This window comes from Streptomyces pimonensis (assembly GCF_041380215.1).
Taxonomy (GTDB): Bacteria; Actinomycetota; Actinomycetes; order Streptomycetales; family Streptomycetaceae; genus Streptomyces; species Streptomyces pimonensis.
In genome coordinates this window covers 75304-87159 of record NZ_JAHWZY010000023.1, presented here as the reverse complement: position 1 = coordinate 87159, position 11856 = coordinate 75304, and the positions used below count along the sequence as shown (strand labels likewise).

At 75.5% G+C, this 11856-nt stretch carries 3 protein-coding genes; 2 read left to right on the top strand and 1 reads right to left on the bottom strand.

The features are described 5' to 3' along the window. Nucleotides 1-91: 91 nt before the first annotated feature. The gene (locus KYY02_RS22400; RefSeq protein WP_371240588.1) at nt 92-1726 is read right to left on the bottom strand and encodes an AMP-binding protein; all 1635 of its coding nucleotides are present in this window, start codon (nt 1724-1726) and stop codon (nt 92-94) included. A 372-nt stretch (nt 1727-2098) separates the two neighbouring features. Between KYY02_RS22400 and KYY02_RS22395 the strand changes: the two genes are divergently transcribed. Both KYY02_RS22395 and KYY02_RS22390 read left to right on the top strand, forming a co-directional pair. After that, complete coding sequence (locus tag KYY02_RS22395; protein WP_371240586.1) at nt 2099-5329, top strand: non-ribosomal peptide synthetase; 3231 nt, start codon at nt 2099-2101, stop codon at nt 5327-5329. Continuing rightward, on the top strand, nt 5326-11760 hold the full coding sequence (locus tag KYY02_RS22390) for a non-ribosomal peptide synthetase (protein ID WP_371240584.1): 6435 nt from the start codon (nt 5326-5328) through the stop codon (nt 11758-11760). Before KYY02_RS22395 ends, KYY02_RS22390 begins: the two co-directional genes overlap by 4 nt. Nucleotides 11761-11856: the final 96 nt, after the last annotated feature.

The following is an 11856-nucleotide window of genomic DNA, read 5'->3' as shown; positions in this document are numbered from 1 at the left end:
GGACACCGGCGGACCGGCCGGCACGGCGAGCGCGGACGCGGCGGCGGACGGATCGTCCGCCCCGCCGCCCCCCGCCCGCCGTCTCCCCGCGTCAGTCGTCCTCGGCCGTCAGCGGCCGGACGGTGTCCTCGTACGCCCCGCCGCACAGCGCCTTCCAGATCACCCGGCGCCTGGGCTTGCCGCTGGAGGTGACGGCGATGCCGCCGCGCGGTACCTCGACGGCGAGGAGTTCGGCGTCGCCCAGCCACTCGGACAGCACCTCGTGGGCGGCGCTCCGCCAGCCGTCCCGGGCGCCCGCGAAGACGGCCACGCCGGTCGGCGTGCCGTCGCGGACCCCGAGCAGCACCGCGATCCGGCGCTCGGGGATGCCGCGCTGGTGCAGCAGCGTCTCCAGGCTCTCGGCGAACACCATCTTGCCGCTGACCTTCAGCCCGTCACCGAGCCGGCCGATCACGAACAGCTGCCCGTCGCGCAGGAATCCCGCGTCGCCGGTCCGCAGCCGGTCGCCGATGCTGGTGCCCGAGGCGGTGCCGGCGTCACCGACGTAACCGTCGGCGATGGACACGCCACTGACGACGATCTCGCCGACCTGCCCGTCCGGCACCTCGTCCCCGTCGTCGGAGACGATGGTCACCGTACGGTCCTCGAGCGGCCGGCCGCAGCCGACCACCACCGTGCCGGCGAGTGAGCCGGCGTCGCCCTCGTCCGGCTCTCGCGTCGACCAGCCCTCACCGGGTGCCAGCCCGGTCACGGCGAGGGTCGCCTCCGCGCTGCCGTACGCGGGCAGCAGGGCGCCGCGATCGAGGCCGTACGGGCCGAGCAGGGCGTGGAAGTCGTCCAGCACACGCGGGTCGATGCGTTCGGCGCCGATGATGACGCAGCGCAGCGAGTCGAACCGCAGGCCCTCGAGGTCGGCCGGGCGGACGCGGCGCAGGATGTAGGAGAGGCCGAAGTTGGGCATGGCCGTCATGACGATCCGCTGCTCGCTGATCCGCCGCAGATAGCGCTGCGGGGAGCGGATGAAGTCGTCCGGCTGGAGCATGTGTCCGTCGAAGCCGGTGACGACGACGTTGAGCAGGAAGCCGACCAGGCCCATGTCGTGGTGGACCGGCAGCCAGCTGATCGCCGGACGCTCCGGGGCGCAGCCCAGCCAGCGGCCCATCCCCGCGAGGTTGGTGCGCAGGGCCTCGGCGGAGATCCGCACGCCCCGGGAGAAACCGCTGGAACCGGAGGTGAACTGCACCAGCGCGGTCTCCGGCAGGGACAGCGGGCCGTCCGACGGTTCCGCGTCGGCCACGAGTTCGCCGAAGACCGCCGGTTCCGGCAGGTCGGTCACGGCGGCGATCCTGCGGAGGCGCTCCTGCGACTCCTCGTCGCAGACGGTGATCCGGGGCCCGACGGTGGTGAGCAGGTGCGCGGCGTGCCGCTCGTAGTCGTCGGCCCGCTGGAAGGCGAACGGCGGGGCGATGGTGCAGGGCGTGGCGCCCGCGGCCAGCGCGCCGAAGAAGGTCGCGACGAAGCCGGGACCGGAGCGCTGCACCAGCGCCACCACGTCACCGGCTCCGACCTCCCGGGCCCGCAGGGCCGCGGCGGTGCGCAGCACCAGGTCCCGCAGATCACGGTAGGACCAGAAGTCCCAGCCGTCGCCGCGGTTCGCGTAGTACAGGCCGCGTTCAGCGGACGGGTCGTCCAGCCAGTCGAGCAGACCTCGGTCCCCGATTCCCAACGTGCTCGTCCTCTCCGGGATGTCGTGCTGACACGGGATGCCCGTGACGCGGACGGCTCACCCGGGGGCGGGCGCCGCGCCCGGCGACCGCCAGCCTCACCGCCCCCGGGCGGCAGGGCCAGGCAGGGGCCCGGTAACTCATGGGGGTGGGGCGGCAGTTACACCAGCAACAGCGATTGCCGGTCGGTTGCCTGGCGACCGGCGTACGGCCCGTGCAGCATCGAGCAGGATGCCGGGGCCCACCTGCGCAGCGACGAGAGGGGCGCTCGCGCGGGGGCGCCGCACCGCCTACCGGCATCCTCCGAAAGGCCCGGAACACCGCAGGCGGCGCCCGACGGTTCCCGGAAGTCCACGAGAGCGGTGACGAACCAGATGACACCACGCGACGGCGACCTGCCCGCCGACCCCGGCCTGCTCCCGCTCACCGCGGCCCAGTCGGGGGTCTTCCACGCCCAGGGGCTCGATCCCGGCAACCCGGCCTACAACACCGTGGCCGTCATGGAGGTCCGCGGGCCGCTGGAGGGGGATCTGCTGCGACGCGCGGTCCGCCGGTCGGAGGCGGAGAGCGGCACCTTCGACGTGGAGTTCGTCGAGCGCCCGGACGGCGTGTTCCAGCGCCCGGTGGCGCCGGGCTGCTCCACCTGGCGCGAGCTCGACCTCACCGGTGAGCCGGACCCGTTCGCGGTGGCACGGGCGCTGGTGGACGACGACCGGTCCACCGCGCTGGACCTGACGAAGGACGCCCTGTCCGCCCACGTGCTGATGCGAGTGGGCCCCGACCACCACCTGTGGTATCAGCGCAGCCACCACGTCCTGTCCGACGCGTTCGGGTCGGTGCTGCACTCGCGCCGCATCGCCGCGCACTACGAGGCACTGGCCTCGGGCGCGGATCCGGCCGGCGAGCCGCTGGACACGCTGCGGGCGCTGCTCTCGGAGGAGGCGGACTACCGCGGCTCACAGGAGTACACGGCCGACCGGCGGTACTGGAACGACGCGTTCGCCGACCGACCGGAGACCGCGAGCCCCGCCCCCGGCGTGCCCACGGGCGCCGCGCCACGCGCCCTGGCCGCCTCGGCGGAGCTGTCGCCGGCCGAGCTGGCGGAGCTGCACGCGGCCGGCCGGGCGGCCCGCGCGCCGTGGACGGTGGCGCTGCTGTCGGCGGTCGCCGCCTACCTCCACGGGGTGACGGGGGCCGAGGACCTGACGATCGGCGTACCGGTCACCGCGCGGCTGGGCCTCCGGTCGCGCAACGCGCCCGGCATGCTGTCGAATACGCTGCCGCTGCGTCTGACCGTCCGTCCGGACGAGGGCCGCACCGCCCTGGTCCGTCAGGTCGCCCGCCGCCTCGGCGAGCTGCTGACGCACCAGCGCTACCCCTACGACGACTTGCGTCGCGACCTGAAACTGCTGGGCAGCGGAGAGCAGTTGTACGGGGTACTCGTCAACATCATGCCCGCCGGCTCGGAGACGGCCTTCACGGGCCGCGAGGCGACGCTGACCACGCTGTCCGGCGGGCCGGTCACCGACCTGAACATCACCTGCCATCCGGATCCGGACGGCACCGGCGCCCGGGTGTCCCTCGAGGCGAACCCCGACCGCTACTCACCTGCCGAACTGGAGGCGCACCGGCTCCGGTTCACCGCGTTCCTGTCCCGGTTCCTGACGGCCCCGGAGAACCTCCCGCTGGCCCGGACCGAGGTACTGACCGAGGCCGAGCGGACCACGGTGCTCGCCGCCGGGGAAGGAGCCGGGAGCGTGCCGTCACGCACCTTCCCGGAGCTGTTCGAGGAGCAGGTCCGCCGCGCCCCGGACGCCCTCGCGGTCCTCTCCCCCACCGGCTCGCTGGACTACGCCGGGCTCAGCGCCCGCGCCAACCGGCTGGCCCGGGCGCTGGTGGCGCGCGGGGCGGGGCCCGAGGACCTGGTGGCGGTGGCCGTGCCGCGCGGCGCCGACGCCCTGACCGCGGTGGTGGCGGTGCTGAAGTCGGGCGCGGCCTACCTGCCGGTCGATCCCGGTTATCCGCGGGCCCGCACGACCGCGATGCTCGACGACACCCGGCCGCTGCTGGTGCTGACCACGCGCGAGGCGGACGACCCGACGCTCGCGTCCGGGGTGCCCCGGCTGTACGTGGACGACGGCGCCGTCGACGGCCCGCCGCACGCGGACCCGGCCGCCGCCGACCTGACCGACGCGGACCGCCGTGCGCCGCTGACCCCCGGGCACCCGGCGTACGTCATCTACACCTCCGGCTCGACCGGCCGGCCCAAGGGCGTCGTGGTCACGCACACCGGCCTGGCCCCGCTGGTCGAGGGTCAGCGGGAGCGGCTGCGCCTGCGTCCGGGCACCAGGGTGCTCCAGTTCGCCTCGCCGAGCTTCGACGCCTCGGTGTGGGAGCTGACGACGGCCCTGCTCACCGGAGCGGCCGCCGTGGTCGCGCCGGGCGAGCGGCTCGTGCCCGGGCCGCCGCTGGCGGACCTGGTGGCCGAACTGGGCGTGACCTGCCTGCTGCTGGCGCCGTCGGTGCTGTCCGCGCTCCCGCAGGACGCGCTGCCCGAGGGCACCGACCTGGTGGTGGGCGCCGAGGCGTGCTCCCCGGAGCTGGTGGCCCGCTGGTCGCCGGGCCGGCACATGGTCAACGCCTACGGCCCCACCGAGTCGACGGTCATCGCCACGCAGACGGGCCGGCTCTCCGGCCGGACCGTGCCGCCGATGGGCCGCCCGGTGCCCGGCACCCGGGTGCGGGTGCTGGACGCCGCACTGCGCCCGGCGCCGCCCGGGGTCCCCGGCGAGGTGTACCTGAGCGGTGACGGTCTCGCCCGCGGCTACCTGACCCGTCCCGGCACGACGGCGGAGCGTTTCGTCGCCGACCCGTTCGGGCCGCCCGGCACCCGCATGTACCGCACCGGCGACCTGGCCCGCTGGGCGGCCGGCGGTGAACTGGTCTACCTGGGCCGCGCCGACAGCCAGGTGAAGGTGCGCGGCTTCCGTATCGAGCCCGGCGAGGTGGAGGGCGTCCTCACCGGCGCCCCGGGCGTCGGCGGGGCCGTGGTCGTCGTCCGCGAGTCCGAGGCGGGGGTACGGCGGCTGGTGGCGTACGTGGTGCCGGCGGCCGGTGCGGCGACGCGACCGGACGCGGCGGAGTTGCGCGCCCACGCCGGGGAGCGGCTGCCCGCGTACATGGTCCCGGCGGCGGTGACGGTGCTGGACGCCTTCCCGCGCACGCCCGGCGGCAAGGTCGACGTCAGGGCGCTGCCCGAGCCGCGGTTCGAGGCGACGAGCGCCTACCGGGCGCCGTCCACGGAGCGGGAGCGGCTCCTGCACGACGTGTTCACCGAGGTGCTGGGCCGGGAGCGGGTCGGCGTCGACGACAGCTTCTTCGACCTCGGCGGCGACTCCGTCACCGCCACCCGTCTGGCGGCCCGGGCCCACCGGGCGGGACTGACCCTCACCGCCAGGGACATCTTCGGTCACAAGACCATCGCGCGGCTCGCCGAGGTGGCCCGGGACACCGGTCCCGGGGCCGCGGCACCGCGTGCCGAGAGCCTGGTGCGGCTCGACGCGGACGAACTCGACGAGCTCGAAGCCCAGTGGGGGACACTGTGAAGCAGACTTCTCTGGAAGCGGTGCTGCCGCTGACCCCGTTGCAGCAGGGCATGCTCTTCCACGCCCTGTTCGACGAGGGGGACGCCACCGCGCCCTCCGTCGACTTCTACACCGTGCAGACGCCCCTGGAGCTGACCGGCACGCTCGACACCGCGGCGTTGCGCCGCTCCACCGCCGCCGTGGCCGCCCGGCACGCGAGCCTGCGGGCCGGATTCCTGCGGCGCCGCTCGGGCGAGGCCGTGCAGGCCGTCGCGCGGTCCGCGGAACCGGAGTGGGAGGAGGTCGACTTCTCCGGCTTCGGCGCGGACGAGCAGCGGCTGCGGCTGACGGGGCTGCTGGCGGACGACCGGACGCGGCGCTTCGACATGGCCCGGCCGCCGCTGCTGCGCTTCACCCTCGTCCGGCTCGCCGCCGACCGGCACGTCCTGCTGCTGACCAACCACCACATCCTGCTGGACGGCTGGTCGCTGCCGCTGCTGCTGGCCGACCTGTTCCGGATCTACCGGGACGGCGGCTCGGCCGAGGCGCTGGAGCCCGCCGTGCCGTTCGGGGACTACCTCGGCTGGCTCGCGGCACAGGACCGCGAGGAGGCCGAGCGGGCGTGGCGGTCGGCGCTGGCCGGGCTGGAGGGGCCGACGCTGGTCGCGGGCCCGTCCGGGCACGACGGTCCGGCCCGGGCCCAGCGGCGGGCCACAGCGGAGCTGTCCCCGGCGGACACGGCACGGCTGGCAAGGACCGCGCGCTCGCGCGGGCTCACCGTGAACACCGTCGTGCAGGGTGCCTGGGCGCTGCTGCTGTCGGTGCTGACGGGCAGCCAGGACGTGGTCCACGGCAGTACGGTCGCCGGCCGCCCGCCCGAGCTGCCGGGCAGTGAGCGGATGGTGGGCCTGACGATGAACACGGTGCCCGCGCGGGTGCGGATCGACCCGGCCGAGCCGGTGGCCGGGCTGCTCACCCGTCTCCAGGACGAGCAGTCGGCGCTCTCCCGGCACGAGTACCTGGGCCTGGCCGACATCCACCGCGCCGCGGGCGTGACGGAACTGTTCGACACCACCGTCGCCTTCGAGAACGTACCCGTCGACAGCGCGGTCCGCGGCGCCGAGGTGCCCGGCCTCTCCGTGACGCTGCTGCGTGACATCGTCGACGACGCCTTCGAGGGCACCCACTACCCGCTGAGCCTCGCCGTGCACCCCGGCGAGGGGCTGCGGCTGGAGCTCAACCACCGCGAGGACGTGTACACCGCCCACGCCGCTTCCGGGCTGCTGGACCGGCTGTGCGGGCTGCTGCGCGACATCGCCGATGGACCCGATCTTCCGGCGGGGCGGCTGCCGCTGTGCTCGCCGGCCGGGCGCGAGGAACTCCTGCGCGCGTGCTCCGGACGGACCGTGGCCCACCCGGCACGGACGCTGCCCGAGGTGTTCGAGGAGCAGGTCAGGGCCACTCCGGACGCGGTGGCCGTCGGTGACGGCGCCTCCAGTCTGACCTTCGCCGCGCTGAACGCCGACGCCAACCGGCTGGCACGGCTGCTGGTCGCCGAGGGCGCGGGCCCCGGCGGGCTGGTCGGCGTGGCGCTGCCCCGCACCGTGAAGGCCGTGGTGGCGATCCTGGCGGTACTGAAGTCGGGCGCCGGCTATCTGCCGATCGACACCGGCCACCCGGCCGAGCGGATCGCGGCGATCTGCGCGCAGGCCCGGCCGGTGCTGGTCCTGACCGACGCGGCGGCGCCGCCGGTGCCCGGCCGAACGCTGGACACCGACGCGGCCGTGGTGCCCGAGGACGCCTCGGACCTCGCGGACGCCGACCGCAGGCGGCCGCTGCGGCCGGAGCATCTGGCGTACGTGGTCCACACCTCGGGCTCGACCGGCCGGCCCAAGGGGGTCGCCGTCGAGCACCGCAACCTGGTCAACATGTTCCACAGCCACCGGGCGAACTTCTTCGAGCCGGAGCGGGAGCGTGCCGGGGGCCGGACGTTGCGCGCGGCCCTGACCAACTCCCTGGGCTTCGACGCCTCCTGGAGTCAGCTGCTGTGGATGGTCGGCGGGCACGAGCTGCTGCTGGTCGACGACGACGTGCGCAAGGACGCCGTCGCCCTGACCGGTCTCGCGGCCCGCGCGGCCGTCGACGTCGTCGACACCACGCCGTCGGTGGCCCGGCAGCTGCTCGCGGCCGGCATGTTCGAGGCGTCCGGGCAGGGGCACCGGGTGGGCGTCCTGGCCCTCGGCGGCGAGGAGGCCGGCGCCGACCTGTGGGAGGCCCTGCACGCGGTGCCGGACCTGTCGGTCTACAACCTGTACGGCCCCGCCGAGTGCACCGTGGACGCCATGCTGTGGCACGGTGGCGCCGCGGCCGGACCGGCCATCGGCACCCCGGCCGACAACACGCGCGTCTACGTCCTGGACTCCTTCCTGCGTCCGGTCCCGGACGGGGTGGTCGGCGAGCTGTACATCGCCGGCGGCGGGGTGGCCCGCGGCTACCTGGGCCGCCCTGCGACGACGGCGGAGCGCTTCGTCGCCGACGTCTTCGGGGAGCCGGGTGCGCGCATGTACCGCACCGGTGACCTGGGGCTGCGCCGCCCGGACGGAGTGGTGGAGTACCGCGGCCGGTCCGACTTCCAGGTGAAGATCCGCGGACACCGCGTCGAACTCGGCGAGATCGAGGCCGCCCTCGCGGCCGACGCGTCGGTGGACCGGGCGGTGGCGGCGGTGTCCGAGGACGCGGCCGGGGCGCGGCGGATCGTGGGCTACGTACGGCCCGCGCCCGGCGCCGAGGTCCGTCCCGGCGTGCTGCGCGCGGCCGTCGCGAAACGGCTGCCCGCGTACATGGTCCCGGCAGTGGTGATGACCGTCGACGCCTTCCCGCTCACGCCCAACGGCAAGGTGGACCGGCGGGCGCTGCCCGAGCCGCGGTTCGAGGCGGCTCAGGCCCACCGGGCGCCGTCCACGGAGCGGGAGCGGCTCCTGCACGACGTGTTCGCCGGGGTGCTGGGCCGGGAGCGGGTCGGCGTCGACGACAGCTTCTTCGACCTCGGCGGCGACTCCATCACCGCCATGCAGCTCGCCGCCCGCGCGCACCGGGCCGGGCTCGCGGTCAACGCCCGGGACGTGTTCGTCCACAGGACCGTGGCCCGCCTGGCGGAGGCGGCCGGGGAGGCCGGTCCCGAACCGGACGGGCCGGCCGTCCCGGCCGGGCCGCCGATCACCCTCACCGAGGCCGAAGTGGCCGAACTGGAGGCGCTGGAGCGGCCGTACGCCGAGGTGCTGCCGCCGACGCCGCTCCAGCAGGGCATGCACTTCCACGCCATGCTGGCCGCGGACGGCATCGACGTCTACACCGCTCAGGCGTCCGTACGGCTCACCGGCGCCCTCTCCCCGGCGGTGCTGCGCGCGGCCTTCGACGCGGTCCTGGCCCGGCACACCGCGCTGCGGGTCTCCTTCCGGCTGCTCGGCTCGGGCCGCCTGGTGCAGCTGGTGCACGAGGACGTCCAAACGCCCTGGCGCGAGGTCGACCTGACCGGCCCGGCCGGAAAGGAGCGGCGGGCCCGGGTCGCCGAGCTGCTGGCCGACGAGCGGACGCGCCGCTTCGACCTGGCCGAATCCCCGCTGCTGCGGGTCACGCTGGTCAGGTTCTCGGACGACGACCACCTGCTGGTGGTGTCGCACCACCACGCGCTGCTCGACGGCTGGTCCCTGCCCCTGTTCTTCCGTGACCTGTTCGCCGCCTACGCCCGCGGCGGCGCCCACCCGGCCCCGGCGCCGGCGCAGTTCACCGACTTCGTGCGCTGGCTCGGCGGGCAGGACGGCGATGCGGCGGTCCGGGCCTGGGCCGAGGCGCTGGCCGGGTTCGACGAGCCCACGCTGGTGGCCCCGGACGCGGAGGCCGCCACGGCCGGTGTGCCGCACCTGGTGACGCATACCGTCGACGCCGGACGGACCGCGGCGCTCGTCGCCGGCGCCCGTGGCGCGGGACTGACCCTCAACACCCTGGTGCAGGGCGCCTGGGCGGTCGTCCTGGGGCGGCTGCTGGGCCGCGACGACATCGTGTTCGGCGCCACCACCGCCGCCCGCCCGGCGGAACTGCCCGGGTCGGAGGAGATCGTGGGCCTGCTGATGAACACCGTCCCGGTGCGCGTCCGCGTCGCCCCGGACCGGCCGTTGGGCGCGCTGCTGGCGGACCTTCAGGAGCAGCAGGCCGGACTGCGGCCGTACCAGCACCTCGGGCTGACCGAGGTGCAGCGGTTCCTCGGCACGGGCGAGCTCTTCGACACGGTCGTCGACTTCGCGAGCGCACCGTTCGACGGCGAGGCCGTCCAGGAGCAGGTGCCGGGGCTGCGCATGACGGTGGAGGAGGAGCCCGTGCCGGGCGCCTCCCACTACCCGCTGAACCTGGTGGTGGTGCCGGGCGAGCGGCTGAGCCTCGAACTGAGCTACCGGGACGACCTGTTCACTGCGGAGGAGAGCGCCGCCCTGCTCACCCGGGTCCGGGCGGTCCTGGACGGCTTCCTGGCCGACCCGTCGGCCCCGTCGGGCCGGCTGGACCTGCTCACGGCCGAGGAGCGGACCGCGCTGCGCGCCACCGCGGAGGGGCCCGCCCACCCGGGGCCGGGCACCTTCCCGGCGCTGTTCGAGGAGCGGGTGCGGGAGCGGCCCGACGCCGTCGCCGTGATCGACGGGGAGCACGCCCTGTCGTACGGCGAACTGAACGAGCGGGCCAATCGGCTGGCGCGGGAGCTGGTGGCCGAGGGCATCGGCCCGGAGGACGTCGTGGGCGTGGCGCTGCCGAAGTCGGCGGAGTCGGTGACCGCGACCCTGGCCGTGCTGAAGGCGGGCGCCGCCTACCTGCCGCTGGACCCGGGCTATCCACCGGCACGGCTGCGGCACATCGTCGGCGACGCCCGGCCGGCACTGGTGCTGACCGCCCCGGGGACGTCGGAGCTGCTCGCCGAGGCGGGCGCGGCGCGGACGCGCTGCCTCGGCCCGGCACCGGCGGGCGGCGGCCTCTCCGGCGCCGACCTGACGGATGCGGACCGGGTGGCGCCGCTCAGGCCCGCGCACACCGCGTACGTGATCTACACCTCCGGGTCGACCGGTCGCCCCAAGGGCGTCCAGGTGCCGCACCTCGGGATCGCGGCCCTGGTCGCCCAGCAGCGCGCCGGTCTGGAGCTTCGCGCGGACGAGCGGGTGCTGCTGTTCGCCTCGCCGAGCTTCGACGCCTCGGTGTGGGAGCTGGCGACGGCCCTGCTGACCGGGGCGAGCGCGGTCACCGCGCCGGCGGACGAGCTGCTGCCGGGCCCGGCGCTGGCTGCCACGGTGGCCCGGTACGGCGTGACGGCGTTGCTGCTGCCGCCGTCCTCCCTCGCCGCGCTGCCCGGGGACGCGCTGCCGCCGGGCACGACCCTCGTGGTCGGAGCCGAGGCCTGCCCGCCCGACCTGGTGGAACGCTGGTCGACGGGGCGCCGGATGGTCAACGCCTACGGCCCGACCGAGGCGACCGTCATGGCGACGATGAGCCGCCCGCTGAGCGGCCGGGTCCGCCCGCCGCTCGGCGAGCCCGTCACCGGGGCCCGCGTGTACCTGCTGGACGGTGCGTTGCAACCGGTGCCGGCGGGCGTGCCCGGCGAGCTGTACGTGGCCGGCGAGGGCCTGGCGCGCGGTTACCTGGGCCGCCCCGCTCCGACCGCGGAGCGTTTCGTCGCCGACCCGTTCGGCCCGCCCGGGGCGCGCATGTACCGCACCGGCGACCTGGCCCGCCGGGGGGCCGACGGGGCCCTGGAGTTCCTCGGCCGGGTCGACCACCAGGTCAAGGTGCGCGGGTTCCGCATCGAGCCCGGTGAGATCGAGGCCGTGCTCGCCGAGGACCCGGCGGTGGCGCAGGCCGTGGTCGTCGTCCGCGAGGACCGGCCCGGTCACCGACAGCTGGTGGCGTACGCCGCCCCGGCCGCCGGTGCGCTGCCCGACCCGGTCCTGCTGCGCCGGCGGGCCGCGCAGGCGCTGCCCGAGCACATGGTGCCCGCGGCGGTGGTCGTCCTGGACCGGCTGCCGACGACCGCGAGCGGCAAGCTCGACCCGAACGCGCTGCCCGCGCCGGAGTTCTCCGCCGGGGCGGAAGGGCGGGCGCCGAGCACCCCGCGCGAGGAGCTGCTGTGCTCCCTCTTCGCCGAGGCCCTCGGGGTGGAGCGGGTCGGGGTCGACGACAGCTTCTTCGACCTCGGCGGCGACTCCATCGTCTCGATCAAGCTGGTCACCCTGGCCCGCGAGGCGGATCTGGACGTCACCCCGCGGGACGTGTTCGCCCACAAGACCGTGGCCGCGATCGCGGCCGCGGTCAAGGAGCTGCCCTCGTCGCCGGCCGCCACCGAGGCGGCCGGCGACGAGGAGCCGCTGATCACGCTGGACCAGGCGGAGCTGGACGGGTTCGCGCAGGACTGGCAGTAGGGCCCACGCCCGGCTCCGCCCGGCCAGGACCATCCCGACGGCACCACCCGAGAAGCACCACCGCACGACCACTGGACCACGACACGGCCGGGACCC